Source organism: Coleofasciculus sp. B1-GNL1-01, assembly GCF_040220235.1.
Taxonomy (GTDB): Bacteria; Cyanobacteriota; Cyanobacteriia; order Cyanobacteriales; family Coleofasciculaceae; genus Coleofasciculus.
Genome location: NZ_JAVJTO010000055.1, coordinates 1 through 25,973, shown reverse-complemented (window position 1 = coordinate 25,973; position 25,973 = coordinate 1). Strand labels below are relative to the sequence as shown.

Here is a 25,973-nt window from a genome sequence, read left to right as displayed (position 1 = left end):
CATGTATCCCCGCCCTATAACATCGTGTTCTGAACGAACACTCGTTATTGAGGACGGAGTTTTATAGCTCCCTCAAACTCCCTCACTTGATAAGCTGTTCGGCATTTAAACCTTAATATCAATAATGGCGCAATCCTTGTAGTGCGAGCATCTTGCTCGCTACTAATACCCAATTTAAATGCATGACAGCTTATCCAGGTTTAGTTTATCCCAACCCTCTAAGCCGCATCGAACAATGTCAGAATTTGGTGGAAGATAGGTTCATCGGCGCGAGTTTTTAGAATAGCGCCAGCTAATTCAATAAATTTATGATCTTTTTGATTGTTATGTTCAATCAATTTGCTGGCTGGATGAAACGTCAGGTCATCAGTTTGCAATTCATTCGTTTTTCCAGTTTGTAAACCCAAAAACCCCGGTTTCCAGGAGATCGATTTACCCCGCAAGGTAAATTGAAACCACTCAATTTTGCCGTGGCGAAGTTCTACCACTACATCAAAATAAGGCTCGCCTCCTTGATACCAAACTTTGGTAATCCCCTCTTTCGCTGGGCTTAATATCCCTGGATCGATCTGCCTGAGGGAAGCTCCTAATCGTTTAATTTCATCTTGATCCATCTGCGTCACGAGTTTGAGTCTCAGCTCCCTGGTATGTCCGCATGAAGGTAAGCTGATCGCTAAAACTATATACTGGATACGCCAATATCGCCAATGACTCCGGACTTCTAGGTGGGGAGAGGAAATTTACCACCGCCGACAATATGGATGTTGAACCTTTAGCAAGCCGACCATTCAATGAGAATGAGTAGGAAGGCTTGTCCGGAAATATCTAGAATTTACCTTGAAATCGCCCTCTAATCATGAACCCTCTGATTCAATTCTTGCTGACGCTTGAGAAATAGGATCAGCGCGATCGCGAGTGAACTGACAACCATACCATTTATAGGTTCAGGCACAGGGGTGGAAAAAGGATTGTTTGGCTGATTAAGCTGTTCTTGTCCATCTTCCACCTTACGATCAAAACGATCCGCTTCGGCTTCCGCTTGCTTGAGTGCCTCTCGCTGCTGATCATTGACTAGGACAATCATTGATGAGTAGGGTGTCACCAATTTATAGGTTTTGGCGATCGCATGAATGGCATCCAGTTGAGCCAGATTATTTCCCTGTATCTGTTGACTCAATCCGTTCACGAGTTGCCTTGCGGCTAATGGCTCAAAACCGTTGTTAGCCGTGGTTTCACTGGGAGTTTTTGTCATCGACCAAGCATAGCCATCCACAACACTCACCACCGATGGGGCTAATGCCGCCTTTGTTGCCAGTCGCTGCAAGACCTCTGGGAGTTCTGTAGACACACCCCCCCCACTATCTTGAATCGCTTTTAAAGTCGCATCATCATAGGCAGGTGGTAATGCCCCCAGATGCACCATCCATAACGGTGCAGGCATGTCTAGCCCATCTTTACTGTCCTTGGATAATTCATAACTCCCCTCATCCGTTACCAGTAAAATGCCGTCATAAGGCGTATCACCTTGCAATTGGAGAAACTGTTGCAGCATCTGTTGATATTGAAGTGTACCATAGAACGTGATCTTTTCCGGATTAAACATCCGGATATCGTCCATACGCTGAGGTTGTTTCCCAGCAGCAGCCGTGATGTACAAATCGGCATCATTGTTGGCAAAGCTGTTATCCGCGAACCCCTGTTGTTTTAACCAGTTGAAGGTTTTTATCAGTGCTTTAACCTGGGCTGACATACTGCGCGAACTATCCACCACAATAGCAAACCGTTTACCTTGGGGTGAGGTGTAATCCTCTCTGGCTAATGGCTTTGCTGTAATCTGGTAACCCTCTGGGAAATTCACTTGATGGACTTTTGGCTGCTGCTGATCGGTTGCTCTTAAAAATGCAGGAAGCCACTCATCTTCAGATGTTGCGATCGCGCCTCCATTTCCCAAGCGTTGGGTGTCCTTTGTCCAGAAGATATTCCGTTTTTCTGCTAATCGAGGTAGCGCCCATCCCTGTGCTTGTCGCATCACGTTATAAGTTAACCACAGATGCATTTGCGTGGGGCGTTCGGTTGAGTTTTGTTGTTCCCGAAATGATAATTTGGGTGGAACTGGGAAGGCTCTGAGGCGATAAAGGCGCGGTCCCACCTGTTCGAGTAACGCCGGATCAACGGGTCGCGATCGCCTGACTTGGGAATTATAGACCTTTTGTGCCGCCCCCCGTGGTGAAACTTGAAACGGGAAGCGCTGCGATCGCTTATCGGTGTCTCCCAGCCATACGCCTGTAATTGTGGCGCTTTCGGGTAAGGAAAAATAGTAGAGTATTTCCTCGACATCATTGGTTTGGTTTTCATACACCTCATAGAGTTCCACCTCCGCCCAATCCCTGTGTTCGGTAACGCTAACTTGTTGCGATCGCAGCCATACCTTTTTCTGGTTAATATTCAGGACACCTGCCTTTGCCTGGTCTATAATTGCCGTGGATTGCAAGGCGTGTTGTACTGCCTTGCGCTCGGCTTTTTGGATGGGAGTGTCAAAGAATTCGGCGTAGAGTTTTTCGGCTTTTTCAATATCTGAACCCGAACCGTTGTACAAAAACGGCGACATCAGTTGGTTATAACTCTCTTGTAAAAATAGGCAAAGCGACTCGGGTAAACCAAAGACGCTACGATACATCGCCTGGATATGGTTATTGTCTTCCTTAGGACTGAGATAGCGATAAGAGGACAAATAGGCGTTCAGCAGTCCGGTGCGAATCGCCTCGGACTGGTCTAAGAGGGCGGTTCTGGCGCTATCGGTTTGGGCGGGTTGAGCTAACAGCTTAAATGCCTTAACCTGGGGCTGTGTCGTGAACGAGATAAACAGAATCATCCAGACGCTGATTACCGCAACCGTACCCTGAACCGTGCGTTTTTTGCCATACTGGGAGGCAAATTTGTTGATAATACGATACCCGGATTGAACATATAAGGCGGCTAGTGCCGAGGGCATCCCTAAGAATAGGGTACAGCTAAAGCCATAGAGGAGAAGCGCCAGCACTCCCCAGACAGCGAAAGATGGGTCATACTGTAAAATTGACCACAGTTCGTCTACCCAGTCAAAGGCAAAGAACTGACCGACTAAAACCGCCGCCGCAGGTACGGCATAGAACAGCAGCAACAATCCGGTGAATACACCAACTAACAGCATCAAGCTATGAGTGAACAGTTGTAGCCATGCTAATTTTTGATTCCGTTGAGCATAGCCACGCAGCACTTCCAGGAAAAATGCCAGCATGCACGCCACTCCTGTTCCCAGGATCAAGGTACTAGCAGGAGTGAGTTCTCGCAGCAGGAACAAGCGAACCAAGCACAGGGCAAATAGGGGAGCTTCTACGCCATAGAATAGACGCATTAGTTCCAACGGTTGTCGGCGCAAATGCCACCCTCCAATTAGAGTACAGACGGTGGGTACGGCGATGAGACCGACCAAGGGGAGAAGGAATTCAGGTTCAATCTCACCAGACAATATGGCGACGACCAAATCACCCCCAATCAGGGGCAATAGACCCAAATAAACGACCAGCAAAAAGGTAAGATTCCAAAGCCAGAAGATAGCATGGCTGGTCGTATGGAGTAGTGTTTTCAGGGTTGTCTTTTTTTTCATAAAACCCAATGATATAAGTTAGGCAATTGTCGGAAGACCGGGGATTGTTGTTTAACCTTCAAATATATCTGCCATTTTATGCCGAAAAATTCATGACCGTTCAAAAATTAGCATCCCTGCGACTAACTACTGCCGGATTTATGGGATTATTTTTACATGGCATCATTGTGGCAGCACCCGGGGCGTTTCTGCCCCAATGGACGGCAACATTTGGTGAAACCGTGAATATCGGACTCTTCTACACGGCGTTTTTGCCCAGTAGTTTAGTCGGACTGGTATTAGCATCGCGGCGAGTTGAACGTCATCCGTGGTTTGCTCTGGCATTTGTTACGGTTACGGTAGCCTTCGCTCTTATCTGCCTATCCCCTACATTTATCTGGATTGGACTAGCCGCACTCCTGATCGGATTTGGAGACGGAATTCTCAATCTCCAATGCAACAGCTTAGTTGGCGAACTTCATCCCCAACGGCGAATTGTGCTGCTCAACTGGGCAAATGCGACGTTTGGACTCGGAGCATTAAGTGCGCCTCTGATGGGAACATTTCTCCCTTGGCGATTGGCGTGTGGACTGGTGGCAATTTTGGCGCTGGGTTCCGTTGCTTTAGCCTGGAGAGCGCCCCATGTTTTGAACTATCAACCCCAGCGCGATCGCATGCCTTGGAAACAGGCTACCCCCTTTCTGGTGGTGATTTTTCTCTATGTCGGGTTAGAGAGTGCGATCGGTACCTGGAGTGGCGCTTACTTGAGAAGCTTGGGTGAGAGTGTTGTTTGGAGTGGCACCCTGCTTTCTCTCTATTGGGGAGGATTAACCGTGGGGCGTTTAACGTTGAGCATTTGGGTCAATCCCCAACCGATTCGACGATTGCAATGGTTGCTGCTGGCTGGATTAGTCGTGGTCAGTTTGACGAGTGTTTTCCCCTTGGGTATCTTGTTTGCTGTCGCTGCCTTTCTCTATGGTCCTACCTTTGCCACCGTATTTGCTCTAGTTCAACACAAGTGTGGTCATGTGGCAATAGGCTATCTATTTTACGCCGCTTACCTGGGCAAAACCTCTGTTCCGGCACTCTTAGGTCAAATCGGTAACCCAGCCTATTTCCCTTACGGGTTTATCACACTGGCACTACTTCTCTATGGGATGAGCCGAAAAATTTCTGTACCCTCACTCACGTACAGCGACTAAACAAATCAGCCAGAATCTGATTAGAAAACAAAAACCCGTCTGGATCACTTAATCTCAGCCGCCCAGTCATCGGTAGTTTCTGGGCATTGTGCCAATCCCAGGCTTTTCCATCTCGTTCTACAACTTCTACCCAGCCTTGCTGGTAGTAGGGCTGCAAAATTGTCCCAATCTGTTCGAGAGTCTTCTCGCCAAACTGCTGCACCAGTGTAGATAGACTCACACCTTCTGCCAAGCGTAGTCCTAGCATCAGGGTTTCTAACAAAATATCCACGTCCGAGAGTTCTGGACTTTCCCAGATCCCATTCGCTTCAATGAACTGTCGCACCCAAGCATAATACTCTCGCCGGGTGCGGGGTCGCGTAAACCGCCGCCCCTGGACATAACTAGCCGCCCCCATACCAAATCCATAAAAAGGACGATTTTCCCAATACACCCGATTATGTCGGCATTGATGAGTTGGTAAAGCATAGTTGGATATCTCATAATGTTCATACCCGGCATCAGTAAGGAGTTGCTGGGCAAGGTAATACATTTGAGCGGTTGTCTCGTCAGTCGGTAAGGGAGAAATGCCGGGGCTGTACTGCCGTCCAAAGGCGGTGACGGGTTCTATGGTTAGGTCATAGCAGGAGATATGGGTAGGGGCAAGCTGAATGGCAGCATTCAAGGATTCTTGCCACTGTTCTAAGGTTTGAGTGGGTAATCCAGAAATCAAATCTAAACTCCAGTCGGGAACCTCTACTTGGCGGAGCAACTCAACAGCGGTGAAGATATGATTAAGCTGGTGCGATCGCCCACAAATGCCTAATAGTTCATCCTGAAAGGCTTGAACTCCTAGGCTCACTCGATTCACGCCCGCATCCCGGTATCCTTTGATCTGCGACAGGTCGAATGTGCCTGGGTCTATTTCCATGGAAATCTCAGCATCGGTAGTTATGCCAAACTGCTGTGCTAAGGTATCCAGAATGCGGTTTAACTGTTGAGCGGATAACAGAGAGGGGGTGCCACCACCAAAGAAAATAGTTGAGAGAGAACAAGTCGAGGCTGGTGTTGTTTGAATTTCTTGAGCTAAGACCTCAACATATTCCTCAATCGTGCCGGACGTGCTGCCCCTGGCTTTATCGCCGACTACAGAGACAGGAAAGTCACAGTAGTAGCAGCGGCGTCGGCAGAAGGGGATATGGATGTAGGCAGAATGGGCAATTCCCATCTCGATGATTTTCTCAGATTTGTTTGAAAAATTTAACATATTAGGCGAAAATTTTACGAATAATTCTTAACGTATGATTAACAAGTAGTAGATCGATGGAAACAAACCCAACAAAATTACGTTTTGTAAAGGTTGTTTAATTTATGACCACCAATGATATCCGAATTATGAGTTATGAATTATGAAGCTGATTTTTCCGGTTCCCTGACCCATAATGATCCTCACCATTTAGGCTGACAGACTTATTATTTCAAGATATTTTTAGAAAAAATCTTGAGTTATTAACAAAAAAGGGCTAGAACTGTACTCGCTTATACGAAAACCTGAAGATTTGAGCTAAGCCGATAGGTATAGGAAAACAAAAAGGAGGGAAAGATATAATAAATGTGATTAACCTCTATCATTATAAATCTTGAATAGAATCGAAAGATTTGCCAGATAAACCACTTGGATTGGAACCATGCTTGATTTTGTCATTATTCTTTTATTCATCCTAGGAGGAGCAGGTGTAGGGTTCGACATTGTTGAACTGCTTCCGCCTTCCGTGCAAGAACAGATTACCAATCTGGAGGCGCTACGCTGGATTTTAGCCAGTTTTACCGCCATTATCGGTTTTGCGGTTGGGTTAACAGTACAGGTGACCTATCGTCGTTTGGAAAAGCAGGTACGCCAACTGCCCATTGAGGTAATTTTAACCCGGGCAGTCGGTTTGGTGTTGGGGCTGCTGTTAGCGAATTTAATGCTAGCCCCGATTTTCTTTCTACCTTTTCCCTCGGAGTTTGCCTTTATCAAGCCCCTGGCGGCAATTTTGGGCAGTGTGATGTTTGCCTTTCTGGGAATCAGTCTGGCAGATACCCACGGTCGGACTTTTTTGCGACTGATTAATCCAAACAGCTTGGACACGATGTTGGTAGCAGAAGGGACGCTCAAACCAGCGACGAGTAAGGTACTCGACACCAGTTGTATTATCGATGGTCGCATTGAGGAACTGTTGAATACAGGGTTTGTCGAGGGTCAACTCCTCATCCCCCAGTTTGTGTTGCAAGAGTTACAGCAGTTAGCCGATGCAGCGAATGATCAAAAGCGGATTCGGGGACGGCGTGGGTTAGATATTCTCAAAGCCATGCAAACCGCTTATCCGGAACGCCTGATTATTCACCCGGCTGATTATGAGGATATTCAGACGGTGGATGCCAAATTGGTTCGGTTGACTCAGGAAATTAATGGCACGCTTTTGACGAATGACTACAATCTGAGTAAAGTGGCTAATTTGCAAAAAGTTCCGGTACTCAATGTCAATGACCTGGCTCACGCTGTACGTCCAATTTATCTGCCGGGTGATAGCCTGGAACTGAAAATCCTCAAGGAGGGGAAAGAACCCTCTCAAGGCGTAGGTTATCTAGACGATGGCACGATGGTGGTTGTGGAAGAAGGACGTAACCACCTCGGCGCTGAAATGCGAGTTGTGGTCACTTCGGCTTTACAGACATCTGCTGGACGGATGATTTTTGCTCGTCCTCAAGCATCTGTGGCGGCGTAACCATAAGAATTGGCTGCGGTTGAGGTGGCTACAGGTCTGGAAACGGTGCTGGAAAATCAGCACCGTTTTTGATCAGTTGCCAAACTAATCTCTAGGAAAGAACCTTGCTGTGTAAGAATGGTTTAGGATTGCCAGAGTAATTTCTGGCAAGATGTAGGCTGTTGGAGAGAAAACGAGCTTTTTGTATGAAAGTTGGCGATCGCGTTCGAGTTAAGACATCTGTTATTGTTTACCACAATCCTGCCCACCGCAATGAGCCGTTTGATATCAAGGGTATGGAAGGCGAAGTCATTGCTATCGTTACAGAATGGCAAGGGCGACCTGTGAGCGCTAACTTACCGATTCAGGTTAAATTTGATAAAAAGTTTCGCGGTCACTTCCGGGAAGATGAGTTAGAAGTGGTTTGACTTCTCCCTTTGATATACCGTAGGGTGGGTTTCGACTTCGCTCAACCGACTTCGCTCAACCCACCAGCATACCAGTCAGTGGCATTCATTTTGGATCTACTGGTTTTGCATGTTGAGTTCTTGTCACCCCATCTTGGGATCATCATCCTCTATGTAGATTTCTGCTATTTCACACCTGGGTAAACTACCAAGGTGAGGATACTCATTCTGTGATATTCTCACCCGATTTCTGCTGCCGACTCCATCGTTTTGAAGAATGACCCCACAGCAGGCTAACAAAACCCAGCATAGATTACCCTTGAAGCAATGGTTTAAGGGAATTATTAGCGGACTACTTGGATTCATCCTGTTTCTGTCCCTGTCGGGGTTTCCCGCATTGGCGAAAAAAGAACCCTTGCAGTTTCCCATTTTAGATCGCCAACCGCAGGAAGCGATTGAAACAGAACCCCCGGTTTCCCCAGCACCAGGTACGCCTGGAATTATTAGCCAACAAGAATTTGCCAATTATGTAGATAATTTCTTTGACCAAGAGATGTCCAAATCTCACGTTCCGGGTGCAGTCATTTCTGTGGTCAAAGATGGGACTGTTTTTTTTGCCAAAGGCTATGGCTATGCCAACCTGGAGAAAAAAACTCCCGTTGTTGCCGATCGCACGGTGTTTCGGGTTGCCTCTTTGTCTAAAGTCTTCACGGCTACCGCCACAATGCAATTATACGAGCAGGGACGGATTGATCTAGAGGATGATGTTAGCCAATACCTGGAACGCTTTCAACTCGACAACCCCCATTCTCAACCTGTGACCTTTGCCCAGCTAATGATGCATACCGATGGTAGCACAAAGCGTCTGGTGGGACTCGCCGCTCGCACTGAACAGGAGATGACACCTCTAGGGGATTATCTGGCTGAGTATATGCCACCGATTGTCTGGCAACCGGGAAGATTTTACAGCTATTCTAACCATGCGATCGCGTTATTGGGTTACTTGGTGCAACAGATATCAGGTCGTCCTTATATGGACTATATCAACGCCAATATTTTACAACCCCTAGATATGCAGCGCAGCAGCTTTGCTCAACCTCCACCACCGGATTTAGCGGATGATTTGGCAGTTGGCTATCAGTATCAAAAAGGTAACTACAAAGCGGTTCCCTACCTCTACCTTAATATTGCACCCGCCGCCTCCCTCAGTGCCACCGCCACGGATATGGCACATTTTATGATTGCTCACTTGCAACAGGGGCGTTATCAAAACCAGCGTATCTTAGAGGCGGATACGGCGAAACTCATGCACCAGACTCACTTTAAACCTCACCCAAAATTACCTGGAACCGGTTACGGGTTTCGGGAACGTCTGGTTAATAATATGCGGGCGATCGGGCATTTAGGCAGCTTACGGGGGTATTCGAGTTCGCTGACGTTAATTCCTAGCCAAAATATTGGTATTTTCATTGCCTCTAATAGTTTTAGCGGAATTCATAGTAAATTCCTTACTCAGTTTTTCGATCATTATTTTCCAGTTGACCAAGAGTCTACAGCGACTCAATCCCTTGATGCTTCCCAGGTAGAACTGGATCGGTTTACGGGGACTTATCGAGATATGGAATATCCTCGCCATACGTTGGCAAAACTAGCAGGATCATTCAAACATATCCAGATTAAAAAAGGTGATGACAACCGATTGCAAATTCAGACGCCCAATCTCTTCTTTTTGAATAAAATTAAACCCGTTCAACTCGAACCTGTAGCACCCCTGTTATTTAAACGAGTGGATACGCCGACGTTTACGGCGTTTGAGGAAAATGAGGCGGGAGAGATTACGTTTGCCTACAATCCCCTGTTTCCTAAAATTGGCACGTATGAGCGTATATCCTGGTATGAAGGGATTTGGGTGCAGTTTGGACTCGTCAGCTTTTGTGTTGTGGTGTTCCTATCCGCCATGATTAGGGGAATCATACAACCCTTAATTCAATGGTGGCGGGGTAAGCCTAGTTCAGATAAACAGCAGTATAACTCAGCTTGGCTATTGGGAGGCGCGATCGCAACGTTAAATCTAGTCTTCCTGATTGGCTTACCCTTGTCACTCTGGCTAATCGGCGTCTGGAAGTTAGTCTATGGCGTTCTTCCTGTGGCGATCGCATTCTTGGCAATTCCTATCTTAACCGCTTTGGCTAGCGTGGGATTACTGGCTTTTACGGTGTTAGCTTGGAAAAATCACGATTGGTCGTTTGGGGCGCGATCGCATTATTCTGTGATCACATTAGCCGCCTTCGTTTTCATTGGGGTGTTAGCGTACTGGAATTTACTCGGATTTCAATTCTAATCTGGAAGTTCCGATTCCCCTTTCCCTTAACATCCGTAGCCTGACACCTAAAAGTATATTTTTCTGACGTTTTATCGGGAAATGTAAATAATTATCACAAAAAGGGACATTTGGCGTAGAATATGCCGCTAAATCTAGAGTAATCTGTGAAGGTTAGTTCCTATCTGCTGACCGCTTCGATCTAATCCCAACTTACCCCAACTGGAGACAGGGCTATGGCTGAGCCAAACGTGTTAAAGCTTGCGAAGCAAGGTAATCCGAAAGCAATTGCAGCAATGATTAACCGCTCACTGCGAGCCAAGCATATCGTCGCCAAGGTTAATCGCAAAGAAGATTGTTTGCAAATCTTGCTGGAATCAGCGCAAGTTCCCAACCAAAAGGCGACAGTTCCTTTTATTCGTCAGGGTTTAACCAAGCTAGGCGTTAAAACAATTAAAACGGTGCAAATTTATGGGCGTCAGCAAGGACAAGACTCTTTTGCTTGGACACAAAGCTTTGAGATGGATTCCTCACCCGTTCAAGTCACAGATGTTCACGATGCAGATCCCGATTTAAATCTGCATCCAACTCCCCCAGATATGGCGGCTGAAAATGATACATCTTCCAATTCCCAATCTCCGGACTTAGAACCACCACCGGGTTCAAATTTTGCCAAAGTTCCTCGACACGCTTCTGCTGGAGGATATACATCCTCACACAATCGACAACCGAGGGACTCTACTCCACACCGTAGCACTCAATCCCGCCATTCCCAACCTCGCCAACCCATGAAACCCCTCAGTGTGGGTAATGTGGTTAGTGCGGGTCTGCGTTTGTATCGCGATCATTTTAAACTCTACCTTGGTATAGCTTTTCGAGCCTGTCTGTGGGCATTATTACCGATTTATGGCTGGGCTAAGTTCTCGGCTAACTCAGCGCTAATCTCTCGTCTTGCCTTCAGGGAATTAAGCGAACGTCCAGAGACAGTTACTCAAGCTCGTCGCCATATCAATCCTCGAATGTGGAGTTTCTTCTTCGCCGGAATTTTGGTGATCCTGATTTTTTGGGGAGCAATGATCGGGTTCAGTGTCTTGTTTGGTATTGTTGCTAGTGTATTGCCAATACAAGCAATGGTGATGGGTTTTCTGTTCAACCCAGATCCGGTGAAGATTGGTATATTCTTATTACTGGCATTGGTGATTGGGATAGCCTTGATGTTTGGATATATCTGGCTTTATTCGCGCCTGTCAATTGTTGAACTTCCCCTAGCCATTGAAAATAATGTAGATGCGACTTCAACCATTGGTCGGAGCTGGCTCTTGACCAAGGGATTTGTCTTACGTCTTGTGGGGATATTCTTTGTTGCCTATATCATTACCATTCCCATCGCTGCTATTGTTCAGGTGGTGAGTTGGATTGTTCAAGTTGTTTTCGCTGCGATATTATCGGATTCTGGCTTCTTCGGCTTGTTGTATTTCTTACTCAATCTTGCATTGTTTCTCGGTGGTCTAGCTTTTCCTATACCCTTCTGGCAAGCCATAAAAGCCGTAATTTACTATGACCTTCGTAGTCGTAGAGAAGGGATGGATTTGCAGTTAGGGAATTCCCTGAACCGATTTCAATAAGCTAAGAGGCATTAAAATTATGTATTATCTGTTTCCTTTGCCCAAATCTTATTTATTCATCTGGTTTCCTGAAAAAAATTGCTAATTTACTCTTGAATCGAGGCAAAACGCCCAATAACCCAGAAGAGAACGATAAGATAGGCTTGGCTTCGTTCAAACCCTAACAGTGATGGATGTAGATAAACCCTTAGGTTCAGTCATTCAAGGTTCTCTTTCCGGCGGATTGGAAGTGCGATTACACGCGGATGTCTCCGTCGAAGATATGCGTGTGGGTAAGTTTCTGGTGGTTCAAGGGATGCGATCGCGCTTTTTCTGTATGCTGACGGATGTGGCGCTAGGAACCTCTAGTCAGCGGATTTGGGCGAATCCCCCCCATCCCAACGATAGCTTTTTACGTGAGGTTCTTGCCGGAAGTGGCACGTTTGGGACGATCAATTTAACTCCGATGCTGATGTTCACGCCAACGGAGGGAAAACGGGAAACACCTAACCTGAACCTGAATGGCAAAAGTCCTTTAGCGTCGTTTCAACCTCAAAGTAGCGAGGATATGGAATTGCTTCCGGTGAAAACAATTCCCAGTCACTTCTCCCAAGTCTATGACGCCAGTGAACGAGATTTCCGGGCGGTGTTTGGCTGGGAAGATGACCCCCATCGACGGAATTTTTCGGTGGGTCAACCCCTTGACATGGACGTGCCAATCTGCTTAGACCTGGATCGGTTTGTGGAACGCAGTAACGGTGTGTTTGGCAAATCGGGAACCGGGAAATCCTTTCTGACTCGCGTATTATTATCCGGGATAATTCGCAAGCAAGCGGCGGTTAATTTAATCTTCGATATGCACTCCGAATATGGATGGGAAGCGGTATCAGAAGGAAAACAATTTAGTACCGTTAAAGGATTACGCCAACTCTTTCCCAATCAAGTCCAAGTGTACACCCTTGACCCGGAATCCACCCAACGCCGAGGGATTCGAGACGCCCAGGAATTGTATCTTGGTTTCGATCAAATTGAAGTCGAAGATATCTCCCTGGTGCGAGGCGAATTAAACCTGTCTGATACGAGTTTAGAAAATGCGATTATTCTCCGCAACGAATTTGGCAAAACCTGGATTACTCACCTCCTAAATATGACGAATGAGGATATTCAGACATTTTGCGATGAGAAGCGGGGACATAAGTCCTCAATTATGGCATTACAGCGCAAGTTACTGCGTCTAGAGGAGTTAAAGTACATACGAAGTACTTGTCCCCAAAATTATATTGACCAGATTCTGCAATCCTTAGATGCGGGGAAGCATGTGGTAGTGGAATTTGGCTCTCAATCGAATATGCTGTCCTATATGCTAGCCACGAATGTGATGACACGCCGCATTCATGGTAAATACGTGCGGAAGGCGGAGAAGTTTCTGCAAAGCAAAAATCCATGCGATCGCCCGCGCCCATTGGTGATTACGATTGAAGAAGCGCACCGTTTCCTAGATTCAGCCACAGTGCGTCAAACCATCTTTGGCATTATTGCCCGCGAGATGCGGAAATATTTTGTTACATTACTGATTGTCGATCAGCGTCCATCGGGGATTGATAATGAGGTTATGTCCCAGGTTGGCACCCGAATTACCTGTTTACTGAATGATGATAAAGACATCGAGGCGATCTTTACCGGGGTTTCGGGGGGTCAAAGTTTGCGATCGGTTTTAGCTAAATTAGATTCCAAACAACAGGCATTAATATTAGGACATGCCGTACCCATGCCCGTTGTCGTGCGAACTCGTCCCTACGATCAAACATTCTACACAGAAATTGGCGAACCCTCCTGGGATGAAAAGTCAGATGAAGAAGTATTTGCCGCCGCCGATGCCGCCAAAGCCGATTTAGGCTTTTAAACGTTCGTAGTTGCGCTTTAGCGCCCTAAACGTTAAACACCCATAATAAACGCTCAATTCAGCGACATTGATTATCTGCATGACATCCTTATTGTTCCAGGGATTTATTAGGATAAGATTCAGGTACAGCAGCATCATTTGCAGTCGTTGGTGCAGGAGAAACAGCCTTTTTCTCATCCCTATTATTGGGCAGGTTTTTTTTCTCAGGGATTGGCTTGATTTATTTGTCATTTGTCATTCATCATTAGTCATTTGTTTTACTCGCTTCCCTTGAAGATATTACTGGTGAATTGGAAAAACCTAACCCTCTTCGTTTCCCCTTTTTAGATTCCCCTTCCGTCCCCCTTCAAAAGGGGGAGACTAGCGGATACTTCGCTTTTTGTTATGCGGGGAGACCAGAGGATACTTCGCTTTTATTGCACGGAAGAGAGAGAATTCAAAGCCTCTCTCCTCGCAGGAGAGAGGTTTGGAGATAGGTTGTCCACATCCCGTTATGAGTCACGTATATCAAGGGTTTTGGCGCTTCCAACGGGCTAGCAAAGGATTGGTGTAGAGGCGAGACATTCCATGGAACGTCTCTACAAACTGCATAAGCTTCCTAGATTCAGAGATAGGTCTGAGTAACCCCATTCTGGAAGCGCCCTTCTATGCTACAAGCCAAACAACTCTTACAGAATCGCTACCAACTACAACAATGCTTCTCCCAAAATGCGGGGCGTCAAACCTGGCTGGCTGAAGATACCACCCAAACACCACCACAACAGGTAATCGTCAAGCTACTGGCGTTTAGTCCTCAGATGGAGTGGGACGAGTTTAAACTCTTTGAACGCGAGGCGCAGGTTCTCAAAGCGCTGAACCATCCGCGCATCCCGAAACATCGGGATTATTTTTCCTTAGATGAACAGATGGGTCAAGGATTGTGCTGGTTTTGTTTAGTACAGGATTATATTCCCGGTCAATCGCTTCAGCAATTACTTAATCAGGGGAAGCATTTCACACTTGCTCAGGTACGCTCCATTGCGATTCAAGTTTTAGAGATTTTGAGCTATTTACATGGGTTGAATCCACCTGTACTGCATCGCGATATTAAACCCAGTAATTTAATTTTTCAAGAGAATGTCGATGCGGCTGAAGGTACATCTGTCTATTTAGTTGATTTTGGTGCCGTCGCTGATCCCACTGTGGTTGAAGGAGTCACGTTTACGGTTGTCGGTACAGCAGGTTATGCCCCCCTCGAACAATTTTGGGGTAAAGCAGTTCCCGCCTCAGATTTATATGCATTGGGCGCTACATTAATTCATTTATTAACGGGGACAGCACCCGCTGATTTACCTCAGCAAAATTTACGTATTCATTTTCGCGATAGAGTCAGTTTAAGTCCTAGTTTTGTGAATTGGCTGGAATCCCTCACTGATCCAAATTTGGAGCGGCGATTTAATTGTACGTCTCAAGCCTTGTCAAACCTGAAAAATAGTAATCGGCACTATGTTGATAAGACTCGGCACATTCATCGCACACCCAAAAAATGCTTATCCAGGAAAAACATTTTACGCTCATGGACTATTTCAATGCCAACAAAGATTATAGTTGATATTTTTTTGCTGATAATCTTGATTATTTATTTGATCACCACATTAGTAGTTGCCTTTTATATGTTGGGTCTTGGACTCTGTTTTCAGGATTGTGAAGGTGGGCAATTCTTTCTAATGTTAGCATTATTGCCTTTCCTTTTTGTTACATTCAAAATAGCCTCAAAAATAGCTGTAGAACTTTTTCAAAATCAGCCTGATTAGATCAAAATTTATAAAACAGGTAAAAAAACATTATGTTCAATACAATGTGTCAGTTGAAGAAACGCTATCAACTTCAAGAAAAACTTAGCGAAAGACCGAGTCGTCAGACTTGGCTAGCCCTTGATTTAGCCTCCGAATCTAAACAACAATTAGTCATTATTAAATTACTCCCCTTTAGTCCTCAGATGCAATGGGAGCATCTCAAATTATTTGAACGGGAAGCTCAGGTTCTCAAAAATATCAATCATCCCCGGATTCCTCGCTATCTCGACTATTTTTCAGTGGACGAAGAAGATGGTACTGGATTACGTTGGTTTGCCTTAGTACAAGAATACATTCCTGGTCAGTCTTTGCAACAGTTGCTTGATCAAGGTAAACGTTTTCCCGAACATCAAGTCCGTTGCTTTGCTGAAGAGATTCTGACTATTTTAACCGACTTGCATGAACTGAGTCCCCCTATTATCCATCGCGACATTAAGCCAAGTAACCTAATTTTAGGAAAAAACAATCAAATCTATCTAGTTGATTTCGGTGCGGTGCAAGATAAAGCTAAAGCTGAAGGTGTCACGTTTACTGTCGTCGGAACTAGCGGCTATACGCCACCAGAACAACTCTGGGGGCGTGCTGTACCCGCCAGTGATCTTTATGCCTTGGGAGCAACATTAATTCATCTATTGACAGGTATTGCTCCTGCTAATTTACCGCAGTCTGATATGCGACTGGACTTCCAGAAAAATATTCAAGTTAATTTAAATCATGTTTTTGCAAAATGGCTTGAGATGATGACTGAACCAGCGCTAGAAAAACGGTTTACTCAAGCCAGAAAAGCTAAATCAGCATTGCTAGAAATTGATGCGATTCGTCGAGAAATAATTGCTAATTTTGTGCAAGATATTCACCGAAAAAATAGACGTAAATCTCGCTATCTACGTCTCTTTGTTTTAATAACACTTCAGTTTAGTATTACTGCTGGGGTTGTTTTTGGCTTAATCTTGCCTACGATCAAGAAGATGGGTACAAGTCCCTATGAATCAGAAGCAAAGCAGTATGTTGCTTCAATGAATCGGGCGCAACAATCTTATTTTCGGGATAAAAATTACTTTGCTGATTACATGGGTGATCTTGGTTTAGGAATAGCACTGGAAACACAATCTTACATCTATTCAACTCATACTACTTCCTTATATGCTTTTAACTATGCAATTCCAAAGAAAAGCCACATTAAAAGCTTTGTTGGCGGTGTATTTATAAAATTCAATAACCAGGATAAGAGTAAGTTAACAACAGTAGCCATTTTCTGTGAATCGCAATCTCCTGGGATGAAATATCCTACTCCTCCAGCTTTAAGCAATGGTGTACTAGAATGTGGAGTGGGGACAAAAAGAGTAGATTCTGATTATTCAGAAATGTCTACGACTTTGGGAGAAGACGGAAAAATAATTTATGAATCGTTAAATTATGCCCAAAATAGCAAATATACCCAAGCGCTAAATAGGGCTAAAACTATACAAAATGACGTGGCTAAAGATAAGGCATTTGCTGCAATTATATACGAGTTAATAGAAGCAAAACAGTATGAACAAGCCATTCATCTTGCTAAAACCATTGAAAACTTCTGGGTAAAAGCCAGTACCTTGGATACAATCGTGCGCGAGTTAGCGGTTGCGGGTAAGTCTGATCGCGCCATGGAAATCGCTGAAACCATCCAATCGTACTATGGTGGTAGGGAGAAAATGTTAGACGCGATCGCGAACTATGAAAATTCTCAGTAAGCAACACCAGTCAGGTTTACATTACCCTAAGCCTCTTCCTTCTGAAGGAGAATTAAGCCCTGAACTAAAGTACTCGAAGAGAAGCCGCTCCGCATCTACCGGCTAAAAGCTTAAACCCGTTTTAACGGGTTCAAACGCTTCCCTAGTAAGCTTTAGCTTACTTTAGCTTTAGGTTCCGGAAATTTATTTCCAGGCTCTTAATGTTAGCGACATTCTACAAAGAGGCGAGAAATAAGCCTATACAGCGGTCAATGAAACGGGGAGGAACCAATCAATGACAATAGTTCATGACTGAGTAGCTACCACCGTCATGAACCTGCCAATCGTCTATCACCCCGACTACGTTACCCCCCTTCCACCTGGACATCGTTTTCCCATGTCCAAATTTGGCAAACTTTGTGAACTCCTCCTCGCCGATACGATTGTCACTCCTGAAAACATCCACACTCCCAATCCTCCACCCACAGAATGGATTCAACTGATCCACACCCCTGACTACATCCAGGCTTACTGCAACGGCACACTTGACCCGAAAGCCCAGCGCCGGATTGGATTACCCTGGAGTCCCGGCTTGGTGACGCGAACCTGTACGGCGGTTGGGGGGACAATCCTGACAGCTCAACTTGCCCTGACTCATGGTATTGCTTGTAATACGGCGGGAGGAACTCATCATGCATTTCCCAGTTACGGATCAGGTTTTTGTATCTTTAATGATTTAGCGATCGCGACTCGTGTTCTCCAGACTCTGGGATTAGTCCAAAAAATCCTAATTCTTGACCTCGATGTTCATCAAGGAGATGGTACAGCGTTTATTTTTCAAAATGACCCCACTGTCTTTACCTTCTCGATGCACTGTGAGGTCAACTTCCCCGCCACTAAACAAAAAAGTGATCTTGACATTCCTCTCCCGGTGGGTATGGATGACGATGCTTACCTACAAACCTTAGCCCACTATCTCCCTGATATCTTGTCTGAGGTTCAGCCTGACTTGGTTCTCTATGATGCTGGAGTAGACACCCATGCCTGCGATCGCTTTGGTAAGCTAGCCTTAACCGATACGGGAATTTACCGCCGTGAAATGCAGGTACTCAGTACCTGTATCGCCGCAGGCTACCCTGTCGCTACGGTGATTGGAGGTGGCTATGGAGATGACATGAAAGCATTAATCTACCGTCACTCTCTCCTCCATCGTGCCGCTAATGATGTTTATCGTCATCGGGTGTGAACAGAACCGGGAATGGAAGCTTTGACTCGATAGGACATAGGCAAATTGGTGGTTCTGGCGTTACCTGTAGGGACACGGCATTGCCGTGTCCCTACCTACTAGAATCTTTAAAATTTATAGTCAATCTCTTTCCACTGATACACTTGAAGAGTTAAGAGGTTGCTCTACCCAGCTCTAGGAGATACCGTGCTGCTATCGAAAGGCTTTGAAATTGAAATGTATACTGGCACTCCCCAGGGGGAAATTGTCGGTCTTTCTGATCGGATTGTGGCATCCTTGGATGGCTTCATGCGGGAACCGGATACCCGCAATGTCGAATATACCACCGCTCCTTTCTGTGGCTATGATCGCCTCTTATGCGCTTTAGTACGCCCGCGCCAACAACTCCGCGCTTATCTGAAAACCCTGGGAAACTACACCCTGATTCCCGGCAGTACCCTGTCTCTAGGGGGGAGCGATCGCTTCTACCGCTCTGACCCGCAAAACCCTTATCATGACTACATTGAGCAAACCTACGGCACTAAGGTGGTCACGGCGAGTGTTCATATTAATGTGGGCATTGCTGACCCAGAACTGCTGATGCAAGCCTGCCGTCTGGTACGGGTAGAAGCCCCCTTATACTTGGCGTTAAGTGCATCCTCTCCCTTTCTCGATGGAAAAGCCACAGGGTATCACTCCACGCGCTGGGCAATTTTTCCCAAAACCCCGTCTCAGGTTCCTTTATTTGAAAGCCATGCTCATTTTATTGAGTGGACAGAAGCCCAACTCGAAGCGGGAACCATGTGTAACGTTCGCCATCTTTGGTCATCGGTTCGTCCCAATGGTAATCGACGCCCTTATGATTTAAATCGTCTGGAATTGAGAATTTGTGATTTAGTCGTTGATCCGATTGCCCTGCTGGCGGTAACTGCTTTACTAGAAGCCCGTTTGATCCAGCTTTTAAATGATCCGAGTCTTGACCCTCTCTACGGAGGTCAAACATCGACTCGCGCTGCTAACTTAGTCGCCCTCACCGACGCCAACGAAATGGCGGTTGCTCGTTCTAGCTTAGATGCAAAACTCACCCATTGGCAGGATGGCAGAACGATTTCGGCACGGCAATGGATTGATGAACTCTATCAAGAGGTTTTACCTATTGCCAAAGCGAAAGGCTTCAGTTGTTTCCTTTCTCCCCTGAAAAAAATTCTCCGCCAAGGGAATACAGCCGGACAATGGTTACAACTGCAATCTGTGGGCTTTGATACCCAGCAAATTCTCAACCGAGCGATTCAAGACATGGCGGAACAAGAAAACGAACTTGAAGATAAGTTGTGTCAGGCTTTAGTGGCTTAATAACCAGGAGGGATGATTTGTCAAGACTGTTCGGGCTAAAAATTAAAATATCTAATCAGCTTCTCCCCAAAAGCTGATATTAAAAAAACATATACTATCACAATTTCCAATGGGTCTAATCCAATTCATTCAGTTTCCCTGAGTGTGTAGGGTAAGATTGACAAGAGGTTTGAGGTTTTATGCTTAGGGTTGTCTTAGTTTGCCCCCAAATTCCGCCCAATACAGGCAATGTCGCCCGTACCTGTGCCGCTACAGACACGGAGTTACATCTAGTTGGACCCTTGGGATTTGAAATTAGCGATCGCTACCTCAAGCGAGCCGGACTTGATTATTGGCCCTATGTCAAGTTTCACTACCATGAAACCTTGGAGGCATTTAATCAGGTTTCCCAAAAGCTGGGAGGGCGATGGATTGGTTTCAGCACTTCTGGGCAATACAGTTATGTTCAATTCCAATTTCAACCCAATGACTGGTTGTTATTTGGCAGCGAAACCCAAGGATTGTCCCCATCTGTTTTAGCTCAGTGTGGCGCAACTGTGGTTATTCCAATGACACAACCCGGTGTTCGCAGTTTAAATCTTTCCGTCAGCGCGGCTTTGGGTTTGTTTGAAGCACGGCGTCAATTGGGATACCTGATCTAGGAAGACCATTCCCTGATAGCGTTCAAGTATTTAAAAAGAATAAACCTCCACCTTCAGCAGCCGCTAATTCCTGAGACTTGGCTTGACCTGAAGCGTTTAAACGTACAACAAGATACTACATTTATGTATACTGCCGTATATATAACTTTATTTAATCGGATCAATGTTTAATTAAAATTAATTAAAATTTAACAAGTTCCCCCTTTGTGGAGATGGCATGTTCTTTATTTATCTCTGCCAAAAAATTAATGACGCTGAATTCAGCTATCTAGAATACGGAAAAGCCACTCCTTTGATAAGAAATTTCTATACAGAAGAGTCCTGCCCAATCGAGGCGGATTGATAGATTTTAATCATCCTAAGCAGGTTGCCTCAGGAGCCTCAAACCCTATATCCGTAAGAGAAAGCGCGATTTTAGCAAAGGAGAAGTCACCGACAACAGCGTTCCTAAGCCGGGAAAGCTTGGGTAGACTGTACGGTTGTTCTTTACCAAAAATTCACGTAAAGTGCCGTCTGTAATCGTTAACTGCTAAACTATCGGTTGCTAGACTATGAGCTTGAGCTCTATACAGTTGCTAAATCCTGCGATCACCGGATAGTCTAGAAGGCTGAGAAAGCAACAAACCAACTTTAGAGTTCGGTTTGAAACTCTAGCCCTCTTCCGGAGAAAAGCCTGTCAAGTCTGTATGTTCTATGCACAACCCTTGGCAAAAACCGCCCGACTATCAACCGTGTCTCGTTTATCAAGTATGAAAATATATTCGTCCAGAGACAGCGAGTTATGGCTTCATAAAGGGTGAATCGAGCGGTGATCGTCAACAACTAGAAATTTATCCAGTCAGATTAGCTTGTCTAAATCAAAAAAGCAGGGTACTCTTGCCTAAGTATGTTCACTGTCCGTGATCTAAATCACATTTTAGGGTGAGATCCCTTATTGACTGGGAAAACCATTTAGGAACTGTTAAGTGCTCGTCACACACTAGGAGGTCGTTTTTGAAACGGACATTTACGCAGAAGGTTAAACAGGTTCCTTCGTGTGCAGCCAACTCCGCCCACTCCTTTGAGGCTTTGTTAAAGCTTTCTGGGGAGAAGCCGCCAGTCGGCGCAACCATTCCGACCGAAGGTAACCGCAGAGCTAGGACTTCTGCTGCCATGATTGGATTGGCAATTTCCATGGGAGCTTCCAGCTTGTTGTTACCCCAACAAGGTGATGAAGCCGTAGCCTTGGAACCCATTGCCTCTGAGCCAACGCTGACAACTTTGCCTGTTGGCGTGTCAACGCCTGCGTCTGTGCCAACAGAAAGCGAACCAGACGTTGCCCAGCGCTCGAAACTGCCGCTAGCTACACCAGCTCCAACCCCAGCCCAATCGCCAGCCCAATCGAAACCTGTCGTACAACACAATGTACAGGAAGGGCAAACGCTATGGGAGGTTTCGCAAACCTATAAAGTAGCTCCAGAAGCGATCGCGGCGTCGAATCCTGTCCAACCTAACGCCAATCTTGCAGTTGGACAGCAGCTAAAAATCCCGACTGTGAACGGTATTGTTCACGAGGCTAAACCGGGAGAAACGGTCGAATCCGTATCCAAATCTTATGGAGTCGAGCCAAATCAGCTACGGAACTCCACTGGGGTATCCGCATCCGGTCAGCTCAAAACGGGTGAATCTGTCACCGTTCCGGGTCAGGTCGATGACCTGCTTAAGGCGAGACAAGATGTTGCTGTTGATAATTTAAAACACAAACGGAACCGCTTAAATGACAGTCTGGCGGAGTTGAGGTCTGAGGAGTCCATCAACCGAACAGCAACAGCAGCGACGCCCTCCGCGTCAGCAACCCGTCTCCCAGGGGCAGAACGTATCCCAGCGTCAGCGGCGACGAATTCTAACAGTCCTATTGGTATCCCAGTTCCCACTCCGGAAATTGCGGCATCACCGACAGTAGACTCAACGGCGGTCAATCAATCTCAATCTCCTGTCGTTATTCCGGTTCCCACTCCAGAAATTGCCGCCTCACCGACGGTGGAGTCCTTAGGGGTTAATGGATACCAGTCACCCGTGGTGATTCCAGTTCCCACTCCAGACGCCGAAGCCGCCTCAGGGTCAGAATCCAAAGCGGCTCGCTCATCGGAATCGTCTGTGGTGATTCCGGTTCCCACTCCAGACACAGCCGCGTCTCTGGCGATTGAGGAAAACACACCGAAGCCATCACCCTCATCCGTGGTGATTCCGGTTCCTACGCCAAGTCCAGAGCATTTGACCTCACCAGAGGTATCGGAAGACCAAACACCGATCACCTTCCCCAATTCAAAGCTGGAACCCGTCACAACGCCAGAAATCACTGCTCAACCCCCAACACCGCAGCCCGTGGTGATGGAAACGGTGGTAGCCAATAGAGCGGCGACGAGTACTTACGCGGTTAAACCTGGAGATACAGTAGACGCGATCGCACGTCGTTATGGTTTATCCCGTTCTGAATTAATTCAAGCGAACGGCTTAAATAATCCCAACCTGATTCGGGTCAATCAACAGCTCACCATTCCCACGCCGCCATCGGCTGAGTCATCTGAGCAACGAGTCACGTTTTTACCGGGGATTCAGGAGCAATCCAACAATTCGGTGACTCGCTCAGTCCAACCAGAGGTTGAAGCACCCAGAGTCGTTGTTCCCACCACAGCAACATCCGCCTCACCGATTACCCCAACAGTACCAACATCTCAACCGCCAACCGCTTCATCAACTGTTCTTACCCAATCCTCCGTTGGTGAAAACGCCCCAACCAATACCCCTATCGCGTTAGAGGCGAAACGGAATCAGCCCGCTAACGCCGGGGACAACCCCTACGTTGAACGCTTGAGGGCGGATATTCTGAGAATGCGGGCAGAATATCGCCGTCAGCAAACCACGGGTCAGACCAGTTCACCGAGCGAAGTGGTAGTTCCATCTGCGCCAGTTGCGCCGAGTGTAGCTGAGCAATCAATACCCGTTAGGGTCAATCCGGAATTCAATCCGCAGCGGTATGAACAGGAAACTCAAGCCACTTCAGTTCCCATCGCAGTACCGCCACCTGCGGCAACCCCATCTGAACCGAAGGAGCAGGTTGTAGCCGCCGCCCCAGCCCCACCAGCAAGTTATAACCCGATGCTGCAAACCCCGGTTGGGACAACAGTTGCACCTCAATTGCCTCCTCTGTCCGCTCCGGATATGTACTTGCCGGATAGCCCTGCGCGATTTAATGGCTATATTTGGCCCAGCAAGGGGGTTTTGACCTCTGGCTACGGGATGCGTTGGGGACGCATGCACAAGGGGATTGATATTGCAGCTCCTATCGGTACACCGATTGTGGCAGCTGCCCCTGGTGTTGTCGTTACCGCTGGTTGGAATTCCGGTGGCTACGGCAAATTGGTGGAAATCAAACATCCGGATGGTAGCTTGACCCTCTATGCCCACAACCATCGAATTTTGGTGCGCCGGGGTCAAGAGGTTGACCAAGGTCAACAAATTTCGGAAATGGGTAGTACGGGTTACAGTACCGGACCCCATTTGCACTTTGAGGTTCATCCAGGAGGACGCGGAGCCGTTAATCCCATGGCTTTTCTACCTGATAAGCGGTAGTTGATTTGCTGAGTGACAGAACTTTGGAGAGGCGTTGCCAGCAACGCCTCTTCTAACGGAACACAGCTTAAATGGTATAGGGGGGTTGGGTTGAGCGAAGTCGAAACCCAACCCAATCTAGGGCTCAGGTTCCCTGACTACGAACTGAATGAGTAGGCATCAATATAGGTGTCTTACCCATTACCGAATTGATAAATTGATTGGGGATAGATGTTGGAAAAAAGCTTGTCTTCACGTAAGCGTTATGCTAAATTAAGGAGGCTGTAAAAAAAACGGCTCAGTAGCTCAGTGGTTAGAGCAGGGGACTCATAAGCCCAAGGTCGTTGGTTCAAATCCGACCTGAGCCATTTATTAGAAACCTTATAGAGTAAGTTTTTCAGGGGAATAGCCTTACTTACGGTGGCGCTGTTCCTCTAAATTTTTGTCGATTTGACTATTGACTTTGACTATGAATTGACTAAGGGTTAGAGCAATGGTTACACAATCAAGAGAGAGCCAAGGTAGTTCGAGGATACTCTTCTGATCCGTGCCGACAGTTCATGCAAGCAGGAGCAAGGATAAGAGCGACACTTCAGCGCATTGAATGCTAAATGGCTATCTTTTTTTATTATTAGGTAGACTTAGTAACCCCTACAAAGTCCATAAAATCAAGACTCTGAGCAGGATATAGCCTACTCAGGGTATTGTAAACTTTCAATAACAATATAGTCAGATATAGTCATGTTTGGTAATATATAAACATGAAACTATCAGACTATGCCAAAAAAGCAGGAATCAGTTATCGGACTGCCTGGAGGTGGTGGAAACAAGGAAATTTGACGGGTTATCAATTGCCGTCTGGTACGATTATCATAACTTCAGAGGCGATTGAGGACAACTTGAAACCTGACTTGATAGCTTGTATTTATGCAAGAGTTTCCAGCGCCCAAAACAAAGATAATCTAGATCGACAAGCAGAGCGGTTAAAAGATTATGCAATTGCCCGAGGCTACAAAATTTATAAAATTGTCAAAGAGATTGGCAGTGGTTTAAATGACAATCGAAAACAATTAGCAAAAATCCTAGTAGACCCAAACTACAATATTTTGATTGTAGAACATAAAGATCGTCTCGCTAGATTTGGAACGAATTATATAGAGATCCTCCTCAAAGAATTAGACAAGAAAGTTGAAATTGTCAATCAAAGTGAGGATAAAACAGATGAATTAATGGAAGACTTAATCGCCATTATCACTTCCTTTTGTTCGCGGATGTACGGATTAAGAAGGTCGAAACGAAAAACCGAAAAGATTATAGCCGAGTTAAAATTTCACGGACAATAATGCTACTATCGGAAAGACATATAATCAAAAAAGGTCATCGTTTTTGGAGATCGATAGATCGCTTGTCTTGGCAGTCTAAAAATCTTTATAACTCAGCCAATTATCTCATCCGTCAAAACTGGATTTATGGTCATGGGTATTTGACTTATAATCAGATGGCTACTATGATGAAAAACACAGAGCCATACAAAGCCTTACCCGCGAAAGTATCGCAGCAAGTTTTAAGGGGATTAGAGCGGAACTGGAAATCTTTTTTCGCCGCGAACTCTGAATTTAAAAAGCATCCCGATAAATTTATAGGTAGACCGAAAATACCTGGCTACAAAGATACAAAAAAAGGACGAAATCTTCTAATTTATACAATTCAAGCGATCAGTAAAGTAGCCAGAAGAAAAGGATTAGTCAAACTATCAGGAACTAATATTGAGTTGACCAGTCAAGTGGCTAACCGTATAGTAGAAGTGAGGATTGTCCCCAAGTGCGATTGTT

Annotated in this window: 17 protein-coding genes, 1 tRNA gene and 2 pseudogenes; 16 read left to right on the top strand and 4 right to left on the bottom strand. The window is 45.9% G+C overall.

Features of this window, described 5'->3' with window-relative positions; genetic code table 11:
* Nucleotides 1-218: 218 nt before the first annotated feature.
* Nucleotides 219-614, bottom strand: coding sequence for a hypothetical protein (locus RID53_RS14010; protein ID WP_446388686.1), 396 nt, complete (start codon nucleotides 612-614; stop codon nucleotides 219-221).
* 236 nt (nucleotides 615-850) lie between these two features.
* On the bottom strand, nucleotides 851-3,646 hold the full coding sequence (locus RID53_RS14005; protein WP_446388685.1) for a TIGR02921 family PEP-CTERM protein: 2,796 nt from the start codon (nucleotides 3,644-3,646) through the stop codon (nucleotides 851-853).
* A gap of 92 nt (nucleotides 3,647-3,738) precedes the next feature.
* Between RID53_RS14005 and RID53_RS14000 the strand changes: the two genes are divergently transcribed.
* Complete coding sequence (locus RID53_RS14000; RefSeq protein ID WP_446388684.1) at nucleotides 3,739-4,827, top strand: MFS transporter; 1,089 nt, start codon at nucleotides 3,739-3,741, stop codon at nucleotides 4,825-4,827.
* On the opposite strand, the gene hemW is transcribed toward RID53_RS14000, so the two are convergent.
* Entirely contained in the window at nucleotides 4,811-6,073 is a 1,263-nt protein-coding gene (hemW, locus tag RID53_RS13995; RefSeq protein ID WP_446388683.1) for a radical SAM family heme chaperone HemW, read from the bottom strand. The genes RID53_RS14000 and hemW overlap by 17 nt on opposite strands.
* A 421-nt stretch (nucleotides 6,074-6,494) precedes the next feature.
* Here hemW and RID53_RS13990 point away from each other — a divergent pair, with 421 nt between their 5' ends.
* The 5 genes from RID53_RS13990 to RID53_RS13970 all read left to right on the top strand — a co-directional run bounded on the left by RID53_RS13990 (nucleotide 6,495) and on the right by RID53_RS13970 (nucleotide 13,787).
* Entirely contained in the window at nucleotides 6,495-7,574 is a 1,080-nt protein-coding gene (locus RID53_RS13990) for a PIN/TRAM domain-containing protein (protein WP_006103287.1), read from the top strand.
* A gap of 185 nt (nucleotides 7,575-7,759) precedes the next feature.
* Nucleotides 7,760-7,981 (top strand): ferredoxin-thioredoxin reductase variable chain, encoded by a 222-nt coding sequence (locus tag RID53_RS13985; RefSeq protein ID WP_446377911.1) that lies wholly within the window; start codon nucleotides 7,760-7,762, stop codon nucleotides 7,979-7,981.
* 256 nt (nucleotides 7,982-8,237) lie between these two features.
* On the top strand, nucleotides 8,238-10,301 hold the full coding sequence (locus RID53_RS13980) for a serine hydrolase domain-containing protein (RefSeq protein ID WP_446388682.1): 2,064 nt from the start codon (nucleotides 8,238-8,240) through the stop codon (nucleotides 10,299-10,301).
* A gap of 215 nt (nucleotides 10,302-10,516) precedes the next feature.
* Entirely contained in the window at nucleotides 10,517-11,905 is a 1,389-nt protein-coding gene (locus tag RID53_RS13975; protein WP_446388681.1) for a hypothetical protein, read from the top strand.
* Between the two features lie 169 nt (nucleotides 11,906-12,074).
* Nucleotides 12,075-13,787, top strand: a complete 1,713-nt coding sequence (locus tag RID53_RS13970) for a helicase HerA domain-containing protein (protein WP_446388680.1) — start codon at nucleotides 12,075-12,077, stop codon at nucleotides 13,785-13,787.
* Here RID53_RS13970 and RID53_RS13965 read toward each other — a convergent pair.
* Complete coding sequence (locus RID53_RS13965) at nucleotides 13,776-14,018, bottom strand: hypothetical protein (protein WP_446388679.1); 243 nt, start codon at nucleotides 14,016-14,018, stop codon at nucleotides 13,776-13,778. The two genes, RID53_RS13970 and RID53_RS13965, sit on opposite strands and share 12 nt — an antisense overlap.
* 416 nt (nucleotides 14,019-14,434) lie before the next feature.
* On the opposite strand from RID53_RS13965, the gene RID53_RS13960 reads away from it, so the two are divergent.
* The 10 genes and pseudogenes from RID53_RS13960 to RID53_RS13915 form a co-directional block, all read left to right on the top strand.
* Nucleotides 14,435-15,580: a serine/threonine protein kinase gene (locus RID53_RS13960; RefSeq protein WP_446388678.1), complete on the top strand. Its 1,146-nt coding sequence runs from the start codon at nucleotides 14,435-14,437 to the stop codon at nucleotides 15,578-15,580.
* A 32-nt stretch (nucleotides 15,581-15,612) separates the two neighbouring features.
* A pseudogene (locus RID53_RS13955) lies at nucleotides 15,613-16,422 on the top strand (serine/threonine protein kinase); the annotation flags it as partial.
* A gap of 168 nt (nucleotides 16,423-16,590) precedes the next feature.
* Nucleotides 16,591-17,352: a type IV pilin-like G/H family protein gene (locus tag RID53_RS13950; protein ID WP_446388773.1), complete on the top strand. Its 762-nt coding sequence runs from the start codon at nucleotides 16,591-16,593 to the stop codon at nucleotides 17,350-17,352.
* A gap of 310 nt (nucleotides 17,353-17,662) precedes the next feature.
* Nucleotides 17,663-18,577: a histone deacetylase family protein gene (locus tag RID53_RS13945; RefSeq protein ID WP_446388677.1), complete on the top strand. Its 915-nt coding sequence runs from the start codon at nucleotides 17,663-17,665 to the stop codon at nucleotides 18,575-18,577.
* A gap of 186 nt (nucleotides 18,578-18,763) precedes the next feature.
* Nucleotides 18,764-19,909: a glutamate--cysteine ligase gene (gene gshA / locus RID53_RS13940; RefSeq protein WP_446388676.1), complete on the top strand. Its 1,146-nt coding sequence runs from the start codon at nucleotides 18,764-18,766 to the stop codon at nucleotides 19,907-19,909.
* 179 nt (nucleotides 19,910-20,088) lie between these two features.
* Nucleotides 20,089-20,550, top strand: coding sequence for a tRNA (cytidine(34)-2'-O)-methyltransferase (locus tag RID53_RS13935; protein ID WP_446388675.1), 462 nt, complete (start codon nucleotides 20,089-20,091; stop codon nucleotides 20,548-20,550).
* A 993-nt stretch (nucleotides 20,551-21,543) separates the two neighbouring features.
* Entirely contained in the window at nucleotides 21,544-24,162 is a 2,619-nt protein-coding gene (locus RID53_RS13930; protein ID WP_446388674.1) for a peptidoglycan DD-metalloendopeptidase family protein, read from the top strand.
* 274 nt (nucleotides 24,163-24,436) lie between these two features.
* A tRNA-Met gene (locus tag RID53_RS13925) sits at nucleotides 24,437-24,509 on the top strand.
* 393 nt (nucleotides 24,510-24,902) lie between these two features.
* Nucleotides 24,903-25,484 (top strand): IS607 family transposase, encoded by a 582-nt coding sequence (locus RID53_RS13920; protein WP_446388673.1) that lies wholly within the window; start codon nucleotides 24,903-24,905, stop codon nucleotides 25,482-25,484.
* A gap of 164 nt (nucleotides 25,485-25,648) precedes the next feature.
* Nucleotides 25,649-25,973, top strand: a pseudogene (locus RID53_RS13915) (RNA-guided endonuclease TnpB family protein); the annotation flags it as partial.